General features: G+C 75.1%; 18 protein-coding genes and 1 pseudogene. 12 read left to right on the top strand and 7 right to left on the bottom strand.

What is annotated here, in order from left to right:
• Nucleotides 1–66: 66 nt before the first annotated feature.
• Together ACFVHV_RS05430 and ACFVHV_RS05425 are read right to left on the bottom strand one after the other, a co-directional pair.
• Nucleotides 67–1,411 (bottom strand): annotated as a pseudogene (locus ACFVHV_RS05430) (amidohydrolase); the annotation flags it as partial.
• A gap of 90 nt (nt 1,412–1,501) precedes the next feature.
• On the bottom strand, nt 1,502–2,200 hold the full coding sequence (locus tag ACFVHV_RS05425) for a TetR family transcriptional regulator C-terminal domain-containing protein (protein WP_359898489.1): 699 nt from the start codon (nt 2,198–2,200) through the stop codon (nt 1,502–1,504).
• Nucleotides 2,201–2,271: 71 nt separating this feature from the next.
• Here ACFVHV_RS05425 and ACFVHV_RS05420 point away from each other — a divergent pair, with 71 nt between their 5' ends.
• The 5 genes from ACFVHV_RS05420 (at nt 2,272) to ACFVHV_RS05400 (ending at nt 9,268) form a co-directional block, all read left to right on the top strand.
• Nucleotides 2,272–3,708 (top strand): purine-cytosine permease family protein, encoded by a 1,437-nt coding sequence (locus tag ACFVHV_RS05420; protein WP_380348955.1) that lies wholly within the window; start codon nt 2,272–2,274, stop codon nt 3,706–3,708.
• Nucleotides 3,709–4,023: 315 nt separating this feature from the next.
• Nucleotides 4,024–5,259, top strand: coding sequence for a glycosyltransferase (locus ACFVHV_RS05415; protein ID WP_380348953.1), 1,236 nt, complete (start codon nt 4,024–4,026; stop codon nt 5,257–5,259).
• Nucleotides 5,260–5,522: 263 nt separating this feature from the next.
• Nucleotides 5,523–6,263 (top strand): DUF6461 domain-containing protein, encoded by a 741-nt coding sequence (locus tag ACFVHV_RS05410; protein WP_359898492.1) that lies wholly within the window; start codon nt 5,523–5,525, stop codon nt 6,261–6,263.
• A gap of 621 nt (nt 6,264–6,884) precedes the next feature.
• Entirely contained in the window at nt 6,885–8,474 is a 1,590-nt protein-coding gene (locus ACFVHV_RS05405) for an alpha/beta hydrolase (protein ID WP_359898493.1), read from the top strand.
• Nucleotides 8,475–8,560: 86 nt separating this feature from the next.
• Nucleotides 8,561–9,268 carry a DsbA family protein gene (locus ACFVHV_RS05400; RefSeq protein WP_380348951.1) on the top strand — a complete coding sequence of 236 codons (708 nt, stop codon included), beginning with the start codon at nt 8,561–8,563 and terminating at the stop codon, nt 9,266–9,268.
• Nucleotides 9,269–9,366: 98 nt separating this feature from the next.
• Here the strand turns inward: ACFVHV_RS05400 and ACFVHV_RS05395 are convergent, their stop codons facing one another.
• Complete coding sequence (locus tag ACFVHV_RS05395) at nt 9,367–9,960, bottom strand: DUF1707 domain-containing protein (RefSeq protein WP_380348949.1); 594 nt, start codon at nt 9,958–9,960, stop codon at nt 9,367–9,369.
• Nucleotides 9,961–10,359: 399 nt separating this feature from the next.
• Between ACFVHV_RS05395 and ftsH the strand changes: the two genes are divergently transcribed.
• From ftsH to ACFVHV_RS05380, 3 genes are all read left to right on the top strand, one after another.
• Nucleotides 10,360–12,582, top strand: coding sequence for an ATP-dependent zinc metalloprotease FtsH (ftsH, locus tag ACFVHV_RS05390; protein WP_380348948.1), 2,223 nt, complete (start codon nt 10,360–10,362; stop codon nt 12,580–12,582).
• Between the two features lie 65 nt (nt 12,583–12,647).
• Nucleotides 12,648–13,487 (top strand): ammonia-dependent NAD(+) synthetase, encoded by an 840-nt coding sequence (nadE, locus tag ACFVHV_RS05385; RefSeq protein WP_380348946.1) that lies wholly within the window; start codon nt 12,648–12,650, stop codon nt 13,485–13,487.
• Nucleotides 13,484–14,464 (top strand): ADP-ribosylglycohydrolase family protein, encoded by a 981-nt coding sequence (locus tag ACFVHV_RS05380; RefSeq protein WP_359898498.1) that lies wholly within the window; start codon nt 13,484–13,486, stop codon nt 14,462–14,464. The genes nadE and ACFVHV_RS05380 overlap by 4 nt, the downstream gene beginning before the upstream one ends.
• A gap of 70 nt (nt 14,465–14,534) precedes the next feature.
• Here ACFVHV_RS05380 and ACFVHV_RS05375 read toward each other — a convergent pair whose 3' ends face one another.
• A complete protein-coding gene (locus ACFVHV_RS05375) occupies nt 14,535–14,852 on the bottom strand; it encodes a hypothetical protein (RefSeq protein WP_380348944.1) in 318 nt (105 codons plus the stop codon).
• A 248-nt stretch (nt 14,853–15,100) separates the two neighbouring features.
• On the opposite strand from ACFVHV_RS05375, the gene ACFVHV_RS05370 reads away from it, so the two are divergent.
• Nucleotides 15,101–15,868, top strand: coding sequence for an SDR family NAD(P)-dependent oxidoreductase (locus ACFVHV_RS05370; RefSeq protein ID WP_380348942.1), 768 nt, complete (start codon nt 15,101–15,103; stop codon nt 15,866–15,868).
• A gap of 24 nt (nt 15,869–15,892) precedes the next feature.
• Here ACFVHV_RS05370 and ACFVHV_RS05365 read toward each other — a convergent pair whose 3' ends face one another.
• Complete coding sequence (locus ACFVHV_RS05365) at nt 15,893–16,597, bottom strand: hypothetical protein (RefSeq protein WP_380349008.1); 705 nt, start codon at nt 16,595–16,597, stop codon at nt 15,893–15,895.
• A 355-nt stretch (nt 16,598–16,952) separates the two neighbouring features.
• On the opposite strand from ACFVHV_RS05365, the gene ACFVHV_RS05360 reads away from it, so the two are divergent.
• Entirely contained in the window at nt 16,953–18,083 is a 1,131-nt protein-coding gene (locus ACFVHV_RS05360) for a YncE family protein (RefSeq protein ID WP_380348940.1), read from the top strand.
• A 97-nt stretch (nt 18,084–18,180) separates the two neighbouring features.
• Here the strand turns inward: ACFVHV_RS05360 and ACFVHV_RS05355 are convergent, their stop codons facing one another.
• The gene (locus ACFVHV_RS05355) at nt 18,181–18,618 is read right to left on the bottom strand and encodes a DUF5997 family protein (protein WP_359898503.1); all 438 of its coding nucleotides are present in this window, start codon (nt 18,616–18,618) and stop codon (nt 18,181–18,183) included.
• Nucleotides 18,619–18,676: 58 nt separating this feature from the next.
• On the opposite strand from ACFVHV_RS05355, the gene ACFVHV_RS05350 reads away from it, so the two are divergent.
• Both ACFVHV_RS05350 and ACFVHV_RS05345 read left to right on the top strand, forming a co-directional pair.
• Entirely contained in the window at nt 18,677–19,504 is an 828-nt protein-coding gene (locus tag ACFVHV_RS05350) for a LysR family substrate-binding domain-containing protein (protein WP_380348938.1), read from the top strand.
• A gap of 54 nt (nt 19,505–19,558) precedes the next feature.
• Entirely contained in the window at nt 19,559–20,140 is a 582-nt protein-coding gene (locus ACFVHV_RS05345) for a YetF domain-containing protein (protein WP_359898504.1), read from the top strand.
• A gap of 136 nt (nt 20,141–20,276) precedes the next feature.
• Here the strand turns inward: ACFVHV_RS05345 and ACFVHV_RS05340 are convergent, their stop codons facing one another.
• On the bottom strand, nt 20,277–21,002 hold the full coding sequence (locus ACFVHV_RS05340; protein WP_359898505.1) for a rhomboid-like protein: 726 nt from the start codon (nt 21,000–21,002) through the stop codon (nt 20,277–20,279).
• Nucleotides 21,003–21,087: the final 85 nt, after the last annotated feature.

Raw genomic sequence — 21,087 nt, 5'->3', positions numbered from 1 at the left:
CACTGTGGTGGGGGGGGGGGGGGTGGGGGGGGGCGGGGCGGGGTGGGGGGGGGGGGGGGGGGGGGGGGGCCCCCCCCATCCCCCCCCGCGGCGGGTAGGGGGCGATCGGCCAGTCCGAGCCGAGGACGACGGTGGCGCCCGCGTCCCAGAGGTCGCGGCAGCGCCACGCGCGGTCGGCCCGCTCCTCGCCGAGGCGGCGGGACCAGTTGTCGGTGTGGTCGGCGCGGGTGAAGTCGCAGCAGTGGGTGGGTTGCATGGAGGCGACCACGCCCAGCTCGGCGAACCGCCGGACCACCGCGTCCGGAACGGTCTCGATGTGCTCGATCCGGTGCCGCACGGGGGAGGTCCCGGGCGTCGTGCCCCCGTTCGCCGGCCCGCTCGTCGTCGCCTTCTCGATCGAGTCGAGCGCGTGCCGGACCGCGGCGTCGCCGATCGCGTGGGTGGCGGTCGGGACCCCGGCGCGGTGCAGCTCCCCGACGACGTGGGTGTAGTGCGCCGGGTCCGGCCAGAAGGCGTGGGTGGACTCGCCGTGGCAGTCCGGGCGCTCCAGCCAGGCCGTCCCGTTGTCGATCGTGCCGTCCATGAACAGCTTGACGCCGTCCACCCGCCAGAGCCGACCGCCCCGGTCCTGCTGCGCGATCAGCGCGCGCAGCCCGTCCGCGTCCACGCCGGGCTGGCACCAGGGGGCGACGCGCAGCCGCAGCGGCAGCTCGCCCGCCTCGTCCAGGTCGGCGTAGAGGCCGAGGCTGTCGCCGTTGGCGTCCATCGCGTGGCCGCCGGTGAGGCCGGTGGCGGCCATGGCGCGCAGCGCGACGGCGAGGCGGTCGCGGCGCTCGGCGCGGGTGGGCCGGGGGGCGGCGCGCTCGACCAGCTCGCAGGCGGCGTCCTCCAGCAGCAGGCCGGTGGGGCGGCCCTCGGCGTCGCAGACCACCTCGGCGGCCTGGTCGAAGCTGCGCGGTCCGTCCACGCCGGCCAGCTCCAGGGCGCGCGGGCTGGCGAGCATCGAGTGGGCGTCGAAGAGCTGGAGCAGCGCCGGGACGCCGTCCAGGACGGACGCGAGGGCGGCGGACCCCACCGGACGGTCGCCGAAGACGTTCGGGTCCAGACCCCAGGCGTGCAGCCAGGCTCCGGGGGCGAGGCGCGCGGCCTCGGCGGCGAGGGCGGCGCGGACGCCGGCCAGGTCGGTGCAGGCGGAGAGGTCCAGGCCGTGGGTGAGCTCGGCGCCGGTGACCGGATGCAGGTGGCCGTCCACCAGGCCGGGGGTGACCACGGCGCCCTTGAGGTCGATCACCGTCGTCGTGGGGTCGGCGAGTTCGCGGACGGTGCGGTCGTCGCCGAGGGCGGCGATCCGGCCGTCCACGACGGCGAGGGCGGTCTGCGGGAGGAAGCCGCCCGAGGCGGGGTCGAGCAGACGGGCGGAGAGGAGGACCAGGGAGGTGCGCACTTCGGCTCCAGCGGTGCTGCGGGTGGGGGTGGGGTTGCGGGGGTGCGGGGGCTTCGGTCAGGACTGCTCGGCGACCGGGGCAGGAGCGGGGGGCGTGGGGGCGGGCGCGTCCGTCGGGCTCGTGGTGTCCGCGGGGTTCAGCGTGCCGTCGGACAGGCCCAGTTCGCGTTCGGCGGTGGCGGCGGCGAGCCGGGTGACGGAGGACGGGTGGTCGCGCAGCCCGGTGTTGGCGTGGACGGCCAGGCCGTCGATCACGACGAGGATCCGAACGGCCGTCAGCACCGGGTCGTCGGTGCGGAATTCGCCCTGTTCGACCCCGGCGGCGATGACACCGCCGAGCCGGCCGCGCCAGCCGTTCTCCTGGTCGAGCACGCGCTCGCGCAGGACGGGGCGGTAGCGGCTGAGGTGGCGGGCGTTGAGCCAGAGCCGGCTCATGTCGTCGTAGGACGGGCCGGTGGTGCGGGCGAAGAAGCGGGCCAGGTGTCGCAGCGCGGACCCGTCCGGCGGTTCGGTGGGCAGCAGTGCCTCCAGCTCCGCGGTGGCGGCGCTGCCGAAGGCCTCGGCGACGAGGTCCTCGACGGCGGGGAAGTAGTGGCTGATCAGGCCGGGCCGGACGTCGAGTTGCTCGGCGATCCGGCGCAGGGTGATGCACTCCAGTCCCTCGGTGAGGGCGACCTCGGCCGCGGCGCCGACGATCTCCGCCCGGCGGTCCTCGGGGGACTTGCGAACCCGTTTGCGCTGAACGCTTGACGTCATGTTCCGGATGCTATTGAGTGTGCGACCAATAAGCAAGCAGGTGGGCACGACACCCCCACGGAGGGCCCCCAATGGCGTCCACGCTCCCGGACCACCCCCACACTTCCCCGGACCTGCCCCCGCGCCCGGCCGCCCCGCCCCAGCAGGAACGGGGCGGCCGGGTCGAGGTCCACGGCATCGACCACATCCCCGAGACCGAGCGGCGCGGGCGCGCCCGCGAACTGTTCCCGGTCTGGGCCGCGGCCAGCGTCAACTACCTCAACCTGGTGGTCGGCGGCGCCCTCGTCCTGAGCGGCCTCGACCTCTGGCAGGCCTTCGCGGTGGTCGTCCTCGGCAACCTGTTCTGGCTGGGCACCGGCCTGCTCGCGGTCTCCGGACCGGCCGCCGGCGCGCCCAGCGAGGTGATCACCCGCGCCATGTACGGCATCCGGGGCAACCGGGTGAACAACGCCGTCACCGGCTGGATGATCTCGGTCTGCTACTTCGCGCTGAACCTCGCCGCGGCCGCCGTCGCCGCCTTCTCGCTCGCCGAGGAGGCGGGAATCACCCCGACCACCCCGATCAAGATCACCATCGTGATCGCGATCGTCGTGCTGACCCTCACCATCAGCGTGTACGGGCACGCCGTGATCCTCCGGCTCTACCTGCCGATCACCCTCGGCCTCACGGCGGCTTTCGCGGTGGTCGGCTACGCGATCGTCACCCACGCCGACCTCGCCTGGAGCCAGCCCGAACCGCTCACTGGCGGACGGCTCTGGGCGGCCGCCCTGGCCGGCGTCACCCTGATCGCCTCCGGCCCGCTCTCGTACACCACCAGCGCGGACTTCTCCCGCTACCTGCCCGCGACCACCGCCCCGCGCGCGGTCCTCGGCTGGACGGCCCTCGGCGGCTTCCTGCCCAGCGTGGTGGTCGGCGGCCTCGGCGTGCTCGGTGCCACCGCCGTCGACATGACCGACCCGCAGGCCGCCCTCCGGCAGATCCTGCCCGGGTGGTTCAACCCCGTCTTCCTGCTCTCCCTCGTGGTCGGCACCATCGCGGTCAACGCCCTCACCGCCTACAGCGCCGGCCTCGCCCTCCAGGCCGTCGGCATCCGCATCCGCCGCACCCTCAGCGTGCTGGTGGACGGCGCGGTCGCGGTCTCGCTGACGCTGTACGCCCTGCTGGTCTCCAACTTCCTCGACACCGTCAGCAACGTCCTCCAGCTGACCGTCGTCCTCCTCGGCCCCAGCACCGCCGTCTACGCCACCGACATCCTGCTGCGCCGCAACCGCTACGACGGCCGCGCCCTCGGCGACGAGAGCCCCGACAGTCCCTTCTGGTACCGCGCCGGTGTCAACCCGGCCGGCGCCGTCGCCCTCGCGGGCGGCGTCACGGCAGCGGCGCTCGGTGTGGACACGCTCTACACGGGTCCGTTGGCGGCCTTGGCCGGGGTGGATCTGGCGTTGCCGCTGGGTGTGGTGGTGGCCGCGGTGCTGTACGGGGTGCTGATGCGTCGGCGTGGCGTGTAGCGCGTGGTGGTGTGCCGGGCTGCCGGTCGCCCTGCCTGCCCGCTTTCCTGCCTGCTTGCCCGTCTGGCCGCCTGCCCGCCTGCTTGCCCGTCTGGCCGCCGCTCATGGCGGGTGGCCGGCCGGTGCGGCCGGTGCTGCCGGTTCGGCCGGTTCGGGGGAGTGGGGTGGGACCGGGCGGCCAAAGGAAACGGCGAGGAGAGCCGATCCCCCTGCCACTATCAAGCTACAGCGTGACCCGGGGCTTGCGGCAAGGCCCCCGTTGTGGCGCAGAATCCCGACCATAAGGCCATGACCTGCGGAAACGGGAGTCGTGAAATGCGCGTGTTGATGACGACATGGGGATCGCGCGGGGATGTCGAGCCGCTGGCGGGGCTGGCGGCGGCGCTGCGGGGGCTCGGCGCGGACGTACGGGTGTGCGCGCCGCCGGACGAGGAGTTCGCGGCCCTGCTGGCGAGGGTCGGGGTGCCGCTGGTGCCGCTCGGCCCGTCGGTGCGCCCGATCGTCGCCGGTCCTGGGGCGCCGACGGCGGAGGACGCGTTCCGGCTGGCCCGCGAGCTGGTCGCCGCGAGGTTCGAGACGCTGACCGCGGCGGCCGAGGGCTGCGACGTGCTGCTGGCGACCGGCCTGATGCCGGCCGGGGCGCGGGACGTCGCGGAGAAGCTCGGCCTCCACTACGTGCTGGCCTGCTTCCACATCTTCGGACTGCCCTCGCGGCACTTCCGGCCCGGCCGGCGGCCGGGCACGCCGTCCCCGCAGGACGAGACCGACTACCGGAAACTCTGGGAGCAGGACGCCCAGCGGGTCAACGGGCTGTACCGGGAGGCGCTCAACGACCACCGGGCGGCCATCGGTCTGCCGCCGGTGGAGAACGTCCGCGACCACGTCTTCACCGAGCGGCCGTGGCTGGCGGCGGATCCGACCCTGTGCCCGTCGGAGGGCATGACGGAACTCGACGTGGTGCCGACCGGGGCGTGGATCCTCCCCGACGACCGCCCGCTCCCGGCCGACCTGGAGGCGTTCCTGGACGCCGGTGAACCACCCGTGTACGTCGGCTTCGGCAGCATGGCCGCGCACGCCCCGGAGGGCATCGCGCGGGTGGCCGTCGAAGCGAGCCGTGCGCACGGCCGCCGGGTGCTGCTCGCCCGCGGTTGGGCCGGGCTCGCCCCGATCGACGACGGCGAGGACTGTCACGTCGTCGGCGAGGTGAATCAGCAGGCCCTGTTCCGCAGGGTGGCCGCCGTCGTCCACCACGGCGGCGCCGGCACCACGACGACCGCGGCCGTGGCGGGCGTGCCGCAGGTGGTCGTCCCCCGGATCGCCGACCAGCCGTACTGGGCCGGCCGGGTCGCCGAGTTGGGCATCGGCGCGGCCCACCTCGACCGGACGCCGACCGTGGACTCGCTCTCCGCCGCGCTCGGTGCGGCCCTGGCGCCCGGGACCCGGGCGCGGGCGGGGGCCGTGGCCGGCGGCATCCGCACCGACGGGGCGACGGTGGCCGCGAAGCTGCTGTTCGAAGCCGTGGGCCGGAAGGTGCCCGCCGGGTCCGGGTGAGTGTCCGGGGAGCCGGGCCGCGCAGGTGCCGGGCGAACAGCGGTGCGGGCCGGGTGAACGGCGGCGCCCCGTGAACGGCGGTGCGGGCCGGGTGGGTTCGATTCCGGATCGGCCTCCTTCCGATCGAACAGGGGTGGTTGTCGGCCCGCGCACGGCCGGTTCCGGCATTGATCCGGCGACCGGCGGCCGGGTGTCGGCAGGGTCGGTTAGGGTGCCCACTTGCGCGCCCGGTCACCGCAGGCCATGCGCGAGGGGAGGGCGGCATGACCGACGGCACGCACGGGGGAGTGGGACAGGACGGGGACGGCATCCAATGGCTCGCCGAGATCGGCCGGCCGGCCACGGGTCGACCGTCAACAGGACGCCGGTCGACCGGCCGACCGTCAACGGCCGGACCCGACCCGGACGGTGAGGTCGGCGGCGTCGTCTTCGCCCGGGGGATCACGCCCCAGGAGCTTGCCCGCCGGATGGGCGCCGACCCGGCCACCGCGACCGAGCCGATCAGCGACACCGAGATCCGGGACCTGGACATCGAGGTCTACCGCCCCGGTGACGACGGCGACGGCGTGATCCGGGTCGGCGAGTGCGCCGGCTGGTCGTTCGCGATCGAGTACGGCGACTCCACGGGCGGCGAACTGCTCATCGAGATAGCGCGGGACGGCGTCGAGGTGGTGCACTTCCGCCCGATGCCGGAGCAGCGGCCGGCCCTGCTCGACTACGCCCGGGACGGCGCCGTGCTGTGCGGCTTCGGCCTGGGCGAGGAACGTTGGCGCTGGGGCCAGGAGCCGGACCTGCTGGTGCCGGACCTGGTCGCCGCCGGAGTCCTGGAGGCCGACGGCGTGACCCCCCGCGACCCCGGGCGCGAGCCCGAAGGGGCCGCCCGCCGCCGCGCCCTCGGTGCCGTCGAGCGGCGCTTCGGGCTGAGCCTGCCCCGGGCCGCCCTCGGCGGGCTGCGCCTGCCGGCGTACGCGGTGCGGGGAACCCCGGGCATGGCGCTGCGCTGAGGGGGTGCCGCGTCGGCGACCCGCGGCGCCGATGGCCCGCGAAGCGTTGACGCGGGCGCGGAGGAGGGCCCGGCAGACGAAGGGCAGGGCGAACGGCGGACGCGGGAGCGGCGGGAACGGCAGCGGCAGGAAGGGCAGACGCGGGAGGGACAGGAACGGGAGCGGCAGGCGCGGAAGCGACGGGAACAGGGCGGTCACGGCAGGGTTCCTTTCCGGGCCCCACCGGCGGGGCCCCGATGGCCGTCATCCTTGCGCGCCGGCTGCTCGTCGCACATGTGCCGATCGGGAGGTTCCCGAGGCGCGATCCCTGCCCTGGCCCTGCCGATCGGCAGGGCCAGGGCAGGACGGGGCCGGGGAAGACGCGCCCCCACCGTCGTCGCGAGTCTCCGCAACCGGGCCGTGCGGCCCCGTCCTTCACCCGTTCGGCTGGTGGAATCCGGTTCGGCGCACGCCCCCGTCCAGGCGGTTCCACCAGGCATCCGCGGGATCCGGCCCCTAGGGTCTGTGGTGCGTCGACGAACCGAGCGCCGGGCGTACGCCGTCCCGCCGAGCGCCGGGGCGTCCGGCCGGCCCGAGGCCGCGTGCCGGGTGCCCGGCCGACCCGAGAGGTGGACCCACCCCATGCACACCGTCGTCCGCGGCGCCGGAGCGTTCGGCCTGGCCGCCCTGCTGCTCACCGCCGCCACCGGCTGCCGGGGCGACGGCTCCTCCGCCGCCGAGCCCGCGCCCACCTCCGCGGCCGGCGGCGCGGGGACGGGGACCGGCGCCGCCACCGGAGCGGCCGCCCAACAGCTGGACTGGCACGCCTGCTCCGCCCCCATCAGCGCCCAGGGCAGCGGCACCGCGCCCGCCGCCGAGGACTGGCAGTGCGCCACCCTCAAGACCCCGCTGGACCACGGCAAGCCGGACGGTACGACGATCGACCTCGCGCTGATCCGCAGCCGGGCCAAGGACGAGGAGCACCGGATCGGCTCGCTGCTGTTCAACTTCGGTGGCCCCGGCGCCTCCGGCGTGGCCACCCTGCCCGCCCTCGCCGCGAGCTACAGCTCCCTCAACTCCCGCTACGACCTGGTGAGTTTCGACCCGCGCGGAGTCGGCGCCAGCGCCGGGGTGACATGCCTGGACGACCGGGCGATGGACGCCGCCACCGCCACCGACAGCACCCCCGAAACCCCCGAAGCGGTGAAGGCCCTGGACGCCGACAACGCCGGCTTCGCCGCCGCCTGCGAGCACAACTCCGGCGCGGTGCTGCCGTACGTGGACACCGAGAGCGCAGCGCGCGACCTGGACCTGATGCGGCAGGTGCTGGGCGACCAGAAGCTCTCCTACTTCGGCATCAGCTACGGCACCCAGCTCGGCGGCGTCTACGCGCACCTGTTCCCGCAGCAGGTCGGACGGATGGTGCTGGACTCGGTGGTCGACCCGACCAAGGACCCGCAGCAGTCCGCGCTCGGCCAGGCCCAGGGCTTCCAGCTCGCCCTCGGCGACTTCATGAAGGCCTGCGCCGCCCAGGCCGGGACCGCCTGCCCGACCGGTGCGGGCGGCGACGACGGCACCGCGAAGGTCGAAGCACTGATGCAGAAGCTGGCGCAGTCGCCGCTGCCCACCAAGCAGGGGCGGCAGCTCACCGAGAGCCTGGCCGTCACCGGCATCGCGGCCGCCCTGTACAGCCAGGAGACCTGGCCCGCGCTGGCCACCGGGCTCACCGAGGCGATGGAGCTGGGGACCGGCGACACGCTGCTCCAGCTCGCCGACGGGCTGAACGGGCGAGACGCGCAGGGGCACTACACCAACCTGAACGCCGCGAACCGGGCGATCAACTGCGTGGACGCCCGGCAGCGCTACTCCGACCAGGACGTGCAGCAGCAGCTGCCGCAGTTCCGTGCCGTCTCCCCGGTGTTCGGGTCCTTCACCGCCTGGGGCCTGACCGCCTGCACCGGCTGGCCCGTCCCGGGCAGGGCCGCCCACCCGGACGTCTCCGCGCCGGGCGCCGCCCCGGTCCTGGTGGTCGGCACCACCGGCGACCCGGCGACCCCGGTGGAGGGCGCCCGCACGATGGCGGAGCAGCTCGGCGCGGGCGTCGGCGTCACCGTCACCCTGCAGGGCGAGGGGCACGGCGGCTACAACACCGGCAACCCGTGCCTGAAGCAGACCGTGGACGCCTACCTCCTGGACGGCACGGTGCCGGCGAACGGGACGACGTGCGGCTGAGCGGCCGGGCGGCGGGAAGTGGCCCACTGCGGCAGCTGTCGATTGGCTCTGGAGAGTGGTCCACTCGGTCCACTAGCCTCTCCGGTGTGACGAACGATGTGACGAACGATATGACGACCGGCGCGCCCGCCCAGCGGCTTGCCCAGCAGCTCGACCAGCACCTCGACAACGGCCACCGGGCCGACAGCGACACCGTCAAGGTCGACTTCTACTTCGACCCCGTCTGCCCCTTCGCCTGGATAACCTCCCGGTGGATCCTGGAGGTCGATCGGCAGCGCGAACTCGACCTGAACTTCCGGGTGATGAGCCTGTCCGTCCTCAACGAGGGCCGCACCGACCTGCCCGAGCGCTACCAGCGCCTGATGACCACCGGCTGGGGCCCCGTGCGGGTCTGCATCGCCGCCGCCGAACAGCACGGTCCGCAGGTGCTGCGCGCGCTGTACACCGAGCTCGGCACCCGACTGCACGACCAGGACCGCGAGGCCGACGACGCCGTCATCCGCGAGGCGCTCGTGGCAGCGGGGCTGCCGGAGGAGCTGGCCGAGGCGGCGAACAGCACCGCGTACGACGAGGCCCTGCGCAAGAGCCACCACGAGGGCATGGACCCGGTCGGCGAGGAGGTCGGCACGCCGACCATCCACGTGGACGGAGTCGCCTTCTTCGGCCCGGTGCTGAGCGCCATCCCGCGCGGCGAGGACGCCCTGCGGGTCTTCGAGGGCGTGCGGCTGCTGGCCGGGTACCCGAAGTTCTTCGAGCTCAAGCGGACCCGGACGGGCGGGCTCGACTTCTCCTGAGCCACCCCGGCGGAGGCCGCGCCGCGCCCTCGCCGTGCCCGCACCGAGCCCCCTCGGTGCCCGCACGGAGGACTGCCGCGGGCCCGGCCTCCGGCCCGTCAGCCCCGGCGGCGCTGCTTGATCCTGATCGGCCCCGACCGGGGGTGGCCGATCACGGTCAGCACCGGGGCGCCCGGCTCCGCCTGCTCGGCGGCCTTGTTGACGATGTTTCCGGTGTTGGTGCTCGACGGGTCGATCCGTACGCCCCAGCCGCGCGGGACGATCAGCCGGATGTGGCCCATGCCGGTCGACGCCTCGACCGTGATCTCCTTGTGGGGGCACACGGCCTCGGTGAAGTCGACCGTGAGCAGCGAGATCTTGGTCTCCGCGACGATCCGGCGGGGCACGGACCAGCGGCCGCTCTGCACCATGTTGTTCATCCGGGGCCGGAGCGTGAGGACCTCCTCCGCCGCGGACACCTCCCGGGCCTCCACCCGGCCGCCGAGGTCGGCCACCAGGATGTCGAGTTCGCCGTACGTCCGCGCGGCGTAGGTGCGGTCGAGCCGCTCCTCCAATTCCCCGAGGTCGATGCGGCCGTCACCGGCGGCGACCCGCAACTGCTCGGCCACCGCCTCCCGGTCGCTGTCCCCGGCCCGGGGTTCCACGGCGGCCTCGGGCGTCTTGTGCAGGGCTGGCAGTTCCTCGTTGACCATGCGGCTACTCTAGGTCACGAATCGTCCTGGTGGGCGGCTCGATCGCCAACTCCGCACGGCCCGAGGATCTTTGAGCGCGCCCGGAGGAGCGGCCGAGAAAGCGGCCGGGCGAAGGCTTCGCCGGGTGCGGTGGAAGCGCCGGGCAGGCTTCCGCAAACCGTTCGCGACGGCCCGCCCCCACGTACCGGACCGGCCTTCGGCGTGCCCGATTCCGCCTCCCGTGCCCGACGCCGAGCCCGACGCCCGAGCCCGATCCGGCGCTGCGGGCCGTGGCGCCGAGCGGGTCGTTCTCCCCCGAGTGGACCGTTGCCACCCCCTTCGGGCTCCCGTCCGGGCCCGGACCGTCCGACCATGGAGGGGCGGAGGCTGTTCGGCCCCCCCGAGAGGCGGTGAGCGTGGATGATCGTACGAATCCGGCTGCGCGCTGTCCGTCACTCCGCGACTCCACCTGGTCCCGGGTCCAGCCCCGGCCCCGGCCCCGGCGTCCACCGCGGCTCCGACCCGGGCCCCGGCGCCGACCGCGGCTCCGACCCGGGCCCGCGCCCGAGGCAGAGCTGGGGCCAGCCGCGAGGCCCGAGCCCCGGTCAGGGCCGGAACCAGGGCCCCGGCGGTCCGGCCAAAGTTCCGCCTCCGCCGTCGTGGCGCCGCTGGCTGCTGCCCGTCGCGGTGCTGGTCACGCTGCTCCTGCTGGTGCTCTTCTCCAGTTCCGGCAAGCCCGGCACGCGCTACGGCTACTCCGACTTCGTGAGCCGGGTGGACTCCGGCCAGGTGCAGACCGTGAACGTCAGCGACACCGGCGGGGTGAGCGGCACGCTCAAGGACGGCACCCACTTCACCAGCCAGATCCCCACCGCCCTGGACACCTCCCAGCTCAGCGGCGCGCTCGCCGACCACCACGTGGCGGTCACCGGCAGCCGGAGCAGCAGCGGCTCGATCTGGTCGACCCTGCTGCTGTTCCTGCCGCTGCTGATCTTCGGTGCGCTCTTCCTCTGGTCCGGCCGGATGGCCGCCCGCTCGCTGGGCGGCGGCCTGAGCGCCATCGGGCGGTCCCGGGCCAAGATCATCGAGGCCGAGCGGCCGGACACCGGGTTCGCCGACGTGGCCGGGTACGAGGGGGTGAAGCAGGAGGTCAGCGAGGTGGTCGACTTCCTGCGCAGCCCGGAGCGGTACGCCGCCGCCGGGGCCAAGGGGCCACGTGGGGTGATCATGGTCGGGCCGCCGGGCACCGGCAAGACCCTGCTCGCCCGGGCGGTCGCCGGCGAGGCCTCGGTGCCCTTCCTCTCGGTGACCGGCTCCGGCTTCGTCGAGATGTTCGTCGGCGTCGGCGCCTCCCGGGTCCGCGACCTCTTCGACGAGGCCCGCAAACGCGCACCGTCGATCATCTTCATCGACGAGATCGACGCCGTCGGCGGCCGGCGCGCGGGCGGCACCCGGTTCGGCGGCAACGACGAGCGCGAGCAGACCCTGAACCAGCTGCTCGCCGAGATGGACGGCTTCGACCAGAGCACCGGCATCGTCGTCATCGCCGCCACCAACCGCCCGGACGCCCTCGACCCGGCCCTGACACGCCCCGGCCGCTTCGACCGGCAGGTCACCGTCCCGCTGCCCAACCAGGCCGAGCGGGCCGCCATCCTCGCCGTGCACTCCCGCGGCAAGACCCTGTCCCCGGACGTCGACCTCGGACGGCTCGCCCGCGGCACCCCCGGCTTCTCCGGCGCCGACCTCGCCAACCTGGTCAACGAGGCCGCCATCAACGCCGTACGCGCCGACCGGGCCACCCTCACCGCCGACGACCTCGACACCGCCCGCGACCGGGTGCTGCTCGGCCGCCGGGAGTCCTCCAACGCGCTGCTGCCCGAGGAGCGGCACGCCGTCGCGGTGCACGAGTCCGGCCACGCGCTGATGGCCGCGCTGTGCGAGCGCGCCGACCCGGTCGCCAAGGTGACCATCCTCCCGGCCGGCGTCGCCCTCGGCGCCACCGAGCAGCTGCCCGAGGCCGAGCGGCACCTGTACAGCGAGGGCTACCTGACCGACCTGCTCACCGTCCAGCTCGGCGGCCGCGCGGCGGAACTGGTGGTCTTCGGCGAAGGCTCCACGGGCGCCGCCAACGACCTCGCCAACGCCACCTCCGTCGCCACCCGGATGGTCCGGGAATTCGGCCTCTCCCCGGAGCTCGGACCGGTCGGCTACTCCAGCGGCACCCCGCACTACCTCGGCGACAACCCCGAGGACCTGCTGCGCCGCCCGTACTCCGAGCAGACCCAGCGCGCCGTGGACGAGGCGGTGGCCGGCCTGCTGCGCCAGGCCGAGCGGCGGGCCCTCGGCCTGCTCACCGAGCACCGGCACCACCTGGACGAGCTGGCGGCGCAGCTGGTGGCCCAGGAGACGGTGGACGGCGCGGTGGTGCTCGACATCCTGACGCACCCGGCGCCGGGCCCCGAGCGGCCGGTCTCGCTGCGGAAGCCGGACGGGCCGGCGGACGTCGACGGGCCTGCGGCCGCGACCGGGCCCACGGATGCGCCCGGGCCCACGAACGCGGACGGCCCGGGCGAGCCCCCCAGCCCGGAGGAGTCCCCCAGCCCGGAGGAGTCCCCCGGCCCGGGGGAGACCCCCCGCCCGTGACGGCCGCATCGCCGGTGGTCGTATCCTCGTGACCGCGCCACCCACCACCGTCCCGAGGAGTCGGAATGACCGAGCCCCTGCCCGCCGACGTCCAGCGGGAGATCGCCCGTGCCCTCGGGGTCGCGCCCGTGCCGGACCCCGCGACGGAGGCCGAGCGCCGGGTGGAGTTCCTGGCCGACCAGGTGCGGACCAGCGGCGCGCGCAGCCTGGTGCTGGGCATCAGCGGCGGCGTCGACTCCACCACCGCCGGACGGCTCTGCCAGCTCGCCGTCGAGCGGCTGCGGGCCGAGGGCCGCGAGGTGACCTTCACCGCGATGCGGCTGCCGTACGGTGTCCAGGCGGACGAGGCGGACGCCCAGCTCGCGCTCGGCTTCATCCGCGCCGACGAGGTGCTGACCGTCGACGTCAAGCCCGCCACCGACGGCGCGCTCGCCGCCCTGAAGGCCGCCGGCCTGACCTACAGCGACCACGGCCACGAGGACTTCGTCGGCGGCAACGTCAAGGCCCGCCAGCGGATGGTGGTCCAGTACGCGGCGGCGGGCGCCAAGGGCGGGCTGGTCGTCGGCACCGACCACGCCGCCGAGGCCGCCGTCGGCTTCTTCACCAAGTTCGGCGACGGCGCGGCCGACGTGATGCCGCTGTCCGGCCTGACCAAGAGGCAGGTGCGGGCGATCGCCGAGGCGCTGGGCGCACCGGCCGAGCTGGTCAAGAAGGTCCCGACCGCGGACCTGGAGAACCTCGCCCCCGGCCGCCCCGACGAGGACGCCCTCGGGGTCGGCTACGACGAACTGGACGACTTCCTGGAGGGCCTGCCGGTCAGCGAGGACGTCTTCCGCACCGTCCTCGGCCACTACCGCCGCACCGAGCACAAGCGCAACCTGCCGGTCGTCCCGCCCGTGGCATGACCGGCCCCGACGAGCGCGCCGCCGGGGCCGTCCTCGGAGCCGCCGTCGGCGACGCCCTCGGCGCCCCCTACGAGTTCGGCCCGGCCGGCGCCTTCTCCGCCCGCTTCCCGGACACCCCCGGTGACCTGGTGGCGGGCGGCGGCTGGGGGCTCGGCGAGGCCACCGACGACACCCAGATGGCCGTCCTGGTCGCCGAGTCCCTGATCGAGCGGGGAAGCCTGGACCTCCCGGACGTCTTCGACCGGTTCCGCCGCTGGGCCGCCGCCGACCCCCGGGACATCGGCATCCAGACGGAAGTCGTCCTGACCAGCGGCCTGCCCTGGGACCTCGCCGCCGCCGTCCACTTCAACACCACGCTGCGCGCCGCCGGCAACGGCGCCCTGATGCGGGCCTCGACCTCCGCCGTCGCGTTCGCCCGCGCCGGGCGGCGGGCCACCATGGACGCGGCCCGGCGCATCGCGGCGCTGACCCACGGGGACGGGGCCGCCTGGGAGGGCTCGGCGATCTTCCACGAGCTCGTCCGGCTCGCGCTCCACGGCGCCGACCCGCTGGCCGAGCTCCCCGCCGTCCTCGCCCACGTCGACCCCGACCACCGGGAGCGCTACGCCACCGTCCTCGCCCCCGACTGGCACCCGGAGCGCGCCACCGAGGCCAACGGCGCGGTATGGCCCTGCCTCGGCTCGGCGGTCTGGGCGCTGCGCACCACCGAGGGCTTCGAGCAGGCGCTGCGCGCCGCGATCGACCTCGGCGGGGACACCGACACGGTGGCCGCCGTCACCGGCGGCCTGGCCGGTGCCAGGTACGGCCTGGCGGCGATCCCGGAGCGCTGGACCGGGCCGCTGCACGTCGAGCTGCCCGGGTTCGGCGGGCGGGTGCTCCGCGCACCCGAACTGCTCGACCTGGCAGGGAGGTTGACGGCCTGGGAGGCCGGTGGCGCGGATCGGGGCAACGGGGGTGCCCGCCGGCACGACCAGTAGCGCGGTGCCCAGGGGCGGCCACTCCACCGGTCCGGCCTTCGAGGGGTTGAGGGGCCGTCGGGAACGGGCCTCAGGGGAGGAGGAAGACGACGAATCCCCGCGGGTGGAACAGGAGGTAGCCGATCAGGGCCCCCAGTGCCAGCAGATGACCGAGGAGCGCGCTGAGCATCGCCCAGCGCCAGCGGCGGTGCGGGGTCGACCTCCGGCCGGGGAGGGTCGCGCCGAGCAGGGCCGTGAGGGCGGTGAAGCCGAGCAGGGCCAGGGTTGCCTGCGGCAGTTCGCGCTCCACCCACCCGGTGCGGGCGTCGCGCCGGAGGTGCACCAGCAGCCACCCGTCGCTCACCGCCGTCAGGCCGCCCATCAGTGCGGCGAGCACCGTGTCGGGCACCTCCTCGCCCCGGCCCCTGATGCCCCTGGGCCGCGTCCGTGCCACTGCGACCGTCCCCCGGTGCCGTCCCGCCCATGCGCCCGCCCATGCGCCCGCCCACGTCCCCCCACGTCCCCCCACGTGCCCGGTCACGGTACCGGGGTGCGGCGTGGGGGCCAAGGCGCGGGGCTGCCACGATGGGGGTGTGCGGCCCGATCCGGGGTCGGCGCGACCGGCGTGCGGCCGGTTGACGAACGGGGGACGAAGTGATGACGGTGGATCGGCTCGCAGTGGTGTCCGGTGGCGGTACCGGGATCGGCCGGGCGATCGCGGCGCGGCTGGCCGGGGACGGGCACCGGGTGGTGATCCTGGGCCGCAGGCCGGCCGTGCTGGAGCAGGCCCGGGAGGAGATCGAGCGGACCGCCGGTCCGGGGCGGGTCGTGCCGGTCGCGGCCGATCTGACCGACCCGGCGGCGGTCGAGGCGGCGGTGGCCCGGATCACCGGACTCGGGCCGGTGGACGTGCTGGTGAACAACGCGGGTGCGATCGTCACGCCGCCGGCCGACGGCAGTCTGGGCGCGCTGGCCGCGTCCTGGCGGCGGGACCTGGACGGCAACCTGCTCACCGCCGTGCTGCTGACCACCGCGCTCCAGGACGGGCTGCGCCGTCCCGGCGGCCGGCTGGTGGTGGTCAGTTCGGCCGCGGCCCAGCGCGGTGGCGCGGGCCCGCACTCGGCGGGCTCGTACGCGGCCGCCAAGGCCGCGCTGCACGGCTGGGCGTTCGGTCTGGCCCGGCAGTTGGGGCCGGACGGGATCACGGTGAACGTGCTCGCGCCCGGTTACATCGAGGACACCGAGATCTTCGGGGCCGGCTGGAGCGAGGAGTTCCACGCCCGGAAGGTCGCGGACACCCTGGTCGGTCGGGCGGGCACCCCGGCCGATGTGGCCGAGGCGGTCGCCTACCTCGCCTCCCCGGCCGCCGGGTACCTGACCGGTCAGGTGATCGGACTCAACGGCGGTGCGGTGCTCGGTCGTTGAGTCCGAGCTTCGGGGAGCAGCCGGTCAGTCCCCGTCGGCGTCGGGCTCGGAGGTCGGGCTGGACGCGGCGCGGAGGGCGAGCTTGGCCTCGGCGGTCGTCCAGTCGGTGGCGATGGCCTGCTGGGCGGCGGCCAGGGTGACCTGGCCCTTGCAGATCGCGGTGTGGAGGTGGGTCTCCACCGAGTCCTTGGGGTTGTTCGGGCCCTTGCCGGGGACGTGGCCGGGGGAGGGCGGCTGGACCCACAGGTTGCGCGGGTCGTTGGGGTCGCCGCCGAGTTGGAGGCTGATCAGGTGGTCGTACTCGGCGTCGCCCATCGGGCCGTCGTAGCCGTAGGACTTGGCGTTCTCGGCCTTCTCCTTGCCCGTGATGTTCGACGGCGGGCGGATGGTCGAGGTGTAGCCGCCCTGCTTGCAGATGGTGTCCTTGAGGTTGCCCTGGTTCACCGCCGGACTGATCGCGCCCGGGGTGCAGGAGGCGTCGGGCAGCGGCTGCTTGTCCGCGGTGTAGCGGTAGTGGCAGCTGCCCGGCGCGGGCTGCGGCTGGACGTCGTAACTCGCCTTCGGGCCGGGGCCGGTGACGATCGCGGCGGCCAGCGGCGGGGCGGCCGCCGCGGCGTCACCCGCAGCGGCCGGGGCGGAGGCGGAGGCGGACCTGGCCCCCTTGGCGGCGTGGTCGCCGCCGGGCGAGCAGCCTGCGGCTGCGGCGGCGAGCAGGACGGCCGCGGCCATGGCCGGGGCGCGGCGGGCGGGAGCCGGCACGGGGTTCCTCCCTCGGGGGTGGGCGTGGGCGGCGGCCGCCGGACGGGCCGGTGCCGCGCCAGCGGACCCTACCGTGTCCGCGGGGCCGTCGGGGTGACGCCACGTGCGGCGCGGGAAGCCTTCGCCGGGCGTGCGGAACCGTTTCCGCGGCGGAGGCGGATCCGGCCGCCGTCCATGGCCGGTTCCGGTTCTGTCGATGCCGTGAAGGGGCTGTGTTCGGACGGAGCCGGGCCGAGTACGACCGAACCGCTCCGCCGTCCGCGGGCCGTGTCGTAGCCTGACGCGGACGCGGCAGGGCCGCGATCCGACCGGCGGGAGGGGAAGCATGAACAGGCTTGTGCGCAAAGCGCGTTGGCTTGGAGCGGTGGCGGCGGCAGGGGCACTGCTGCTGACCGGGACGGAGACCGCGGCCGCGGCGCCCGAGGGCCCGCCGGTCAGCGCGGCCCGGGCCGTCCCGACGGCGGACACCCTGGCGTTCGGCGGCACGGCCGAGTCGTTCGCCGTCGTCCCGGACGGCACCCGCGTCTACGCGGTGGTCGGCCACGCCGTCGACCCCGGCCACTCGGCCCGGGTCGTCCGCAGCATCGACACCCGTACCGGGGCGAGCACCGACCTGCTCACCGTCACCGGCTTCGACAGCGTCGGCCGTCCGACCGTCAGCCCGGACGGCAGCCGGGTCTACGTGACCGTCGACTGGGACCTGCTGACCTTCGACGCCGCGACCGGACAGCAGCTCGCCCGGGTCGCCACGCCCGACCAGCCCCGCCCCGGGGCCATGACCAAGGGCGCACTGAACGGGGTGACCGTCAGCCCGGACGGAACCCGGGTGTACCTGTCCCAGTACGGCCCCTGGGGCGTGCGCCTGGGCAGCCGGGCCGGCCGCGTCCTCGCCTACGACCCCGCCACCCGGACCTTCACCGGCGGCGTGACCCTCACCGGCTACACCGTCGGCCGGGTGGTGCTCGGCCCCGACGCCACCGACGCCTGGGTCGGCACCGCGGACAACCTCTACCACCTGGACGTCGAGGGCGCCGCCCCGGAGGTCGTCGACCCGGTGGCGGACTTCGGCTCCGCCGAGGAGATCGTGCTCGCCGCCGACGGCCGCACCGTCTACGCGAGCGGCTACCGCGACTACGGCACCGTCACCGCCGACATCCTGGACCCGGAGACGAACACCTTCCGGTCCGCCTTCGGCCTCGGGGCCTTCGCCGACGGCCCCCGGCTGCTCGGGACGAGCCCGGACTCCGGCCGGGTCCACGTGTTCACCGGCGCGAGGACCCCGCAGTCCGCACTGCTGTCGTACGACCCCGCGACCGGCGCGGCCGTTCCCGGCGAGACCGTCACCGGCTTCGGCCTGGACTCCGTCGTCCAGGTCCAGCTCGGCGCGGACGGCCGCACCCTCTACCTGGCCGGGCTCAAGGGCGGGGACTCCGTCCTGCGGACCGTCCGCTTCTAGGGGTTCGCCGAGCGGAGCCCGGCGAGAACGGGCCCGACGAGAACGGGCCCGGCAGCCGGCGCCGGAGCGCCGCCGTGCCGGGCCCGGGGAGGGCGGGTCAGCGGGCCTGGGCGGCCTTCGCCTCCTTGGCGGCCTTGGCGGCGGCCTCGGCGGCCTCCTTCTCGTGCTTCTCCTTGATCCGGGCGGTCTCCTTGCGGAGGTCCACCTGGTTGGCGCGCTCGTGCTGGAGCCAGAGCGGGTTCTCGGCCCGGAGGGCCTCGATCTGCTCGGTGGTCAGCGCCTCGGTCACGCCGCCGCGGGCCAGGCCGGAGATCGAGATGCCGAGCCGGGCGGCGACCACCGGGCGGGGGTGCGGGCCGTTCTTGCGCAGGTCCTGGAGCCACTGCGGCGGCTCGGCCTGCAGCGCGTTCAGCTCCTCGCGGGAGACCACGCCCTCCTGGAAGTCGGTCGGCGCGGCGTCGAGGTAGATCCCCAGCTTCTTGGCCGCCGTGGCCGGCTTCATGGTCTGGCTGGTCTTCTGCTTGAGCGATGTCATGGTGACAAGGGTAAGGGAGTGCGCGGGCGCTCCCGGTCACGGTCGGTAGCCTTGCCCTGTGACAGACATGCAGGTGAACCCGACCTTCCGGCTCGTGTACGTCCCGGGCGTGACCCCCGGCAAATGGGTCCGGGTCTGGGAGGAGCGGCTCCCGGACGTGCCGCTGGACCTCCTCGCGGTCGAGTCCGGCGACGCCGAGCGGACCCTCCGCGAGGGCGGCGCGGACGCCGGGCTGGTCCGGCTGCCGGTCGACAAGGACGTGCTGAGCGCGATCCCGCTCTACACCGAGACCACCGTCGTGGTCTTCCCCAAGGACCACTGGCTCGCCGCCGCCGAGGAGGCCTCGGTGGCGGACCTGGCCGATGAGGTGGTCTTCCACCCGCTCGACGACACCCTGGGCCTCACCGCCGACACCCTGCCCGGGCGCCCCGCCGTCGCCCGTCCGGACAGCACCGCGGACGCGGTCGAGCTGGTCGCGGCGAACGTCGGCGTGCTCCTGGTGCCGCAGTCCCTGGCCCGGCTGCACCACCGCCGGGACCTCACCTTCCGGCCGGTGGCGGACGTGCCGCAGTCCCAGGTGGCGCTGTCCTGGCCGCAGGAGCGGACGACGGACCTGGTGGAGGAGTTCATCGGGATCGTCCGCGGCCGCACGGTCAACAGCTCGCGCGGCCGCGGGGCCGGGCAGGCGGCTCCGGAGGCGCAGCCGAAGAAGGCGGCGGCGGGCCGGGGCAAGCCGCAGCCGCAGCGGTCCGGCGGGCAGAAGGGCGGTGCGCAGAAGGCGGGCGGCCAGAAGTCCGGCGGGCAGCGGGCCGGGGCGCCGAAGGCCGGGGGAGCCAAGGCCGGCGGGCGGGGCGCGGCGGCCCGGCGCGGCAGGCCCAAGCGGTGACCGTGGCGTAGCGTCTGCCCCGTTCGCAGCCGTCGAGGCGGGAGGAGCGGGGCAGTGTGGCACGACCTGATGGCCGTCCAGATTCCGATCGTGGAGAAGGTCCTCCGCACGATCGCCGTCTACGTGCTGATCCTGGTGCTGTTCCGGCTCGCCGGGAAGCGCGGGCTGGCGGGGCTGAACACCTTCGACATGGTGGTCGTCTTCCTGCTCTCCAACGTGGTGCAGAACGCCATCATCGGCAATGACAACAGCCTGCTCGGCGGCGCGATCGGGGCGGTGACCCTGATCGCGGTGAACGCCGCCGTCACCCGCTGGCTCGCGCGCGATCCGAGGGCCGCCCGGATCCTGGAGGGCCGGCCCACCACCGTGGTGAAGGACGGCAAGCTGGTCGCCGGCGCGCTGCACAGCCTGGCGCTGCGCCCGTCCGAGCTGGAGCACGCCATCCGGATCCAGAACGGCGACAAGGTCGGCGACGTCGCCCGGGCCCGGCTGGAGCCGGACGGACAGCTGCTGGTCTCCCTCAAGGCGGGCGAGCAGAGCGCCACCCGGAGCGACGTCGAGGACCTGCGGCGCCGGCTGGAGGAGATCGAGCGGCTGCTCACCGCCATCGCCGCCGACCGGCGCCCGCCCGGCTGACCGCCGCCCGGGCCACCGGCCCCGCCCCGACAGGCGCTGGAACCGACAGGCGCTGGAACCGACAGGCGCTGGAACCGACGGGCCCCCGGCCCCGACAGGCCGTGGAACCCGGAGGCCCTGGAGGGCCGGGGGACGGTCACGGGTGGGCGTCCGCCGGCCGCTCGGCCCCGGCACGCCGGCGCCGCGAGGCGCCGAGGGCCACGGCGGCGGCCAGGGCGAAGCCGAGGGCGGCGGCGAGGAGGTGCCCGACGGTGGTGAAGCCCGGGAGGGGGCCGGGCCAGTCGCCGCCGGAGAGCGGCCAGGCGACGACGAAGGCGGCCCAGGGCAGCCGGGCCCGGCGGGGCGCGGCGAGGGTGGCGAGGGCGAGGACGGTCTGGGCGCCGTAGCTGATGCCGTAGTCCGAGGCCCCGCGGACGCTCTCCGGGTACCAGCCGTGGCGCAGGGCGAGCAGGATCACCGCGGCGGTGATCAGGGTGGCGCCGATGTGCCCGCCGAGGAACACGGCGGCGGCGCGCAGGCCGCCGAAGCGGCGCTCGGTCCAGGCGAGGCAGCAGCAGACGCCGAGGCCCAGGGTGATCAGGGTGCTGCCGAAGCCGGTGGAGAGGATCTCGGTGAGGGTGCCGTCGAAGAGCAGCGCGCTGCCGAGCAGGGCGCTGACCGGGTGGTCGTGCAGGTTGTCGAGGTTGGTGCTGATGTGGTCGCGCAGCGCGTCCGCGCGGTCCGCGGCGAGCAGGTTCTCGACCCAGACGTGCCCGAGCAGGAGCAGGACGACGTAGCCGAAGGTCAGCGGCGAGCGGCGCGGGTACGTCCGGGCGGCGCGCAGCAGCCCGGTCAGGAGCCCCGAGGGGGTTCGAGCGTTCATGGTCTGGTGGCGTCCCGGTCGAGCGGCGTGGTTCCGGCCGGCGCCCGTGCGGCCGGCCACGCCGGGACAGTACCGAAGCCGGGTC

The organism is Kitasatospora sp. NPDC127116, from assembly GCF_042677365.1.
Taxonomy (GTDB): domain Bacteria; phylum Actinomycetota; class Actinomycetes; order Streptomycetales; family Streptomycetaceae; genus Kitasatospora; species Kitasatospora lactacystinica.
Note: the sequence above shows the minus strand (reverse complement) of the source record. Positions and strands in the feature narration are given on the sequence as shown.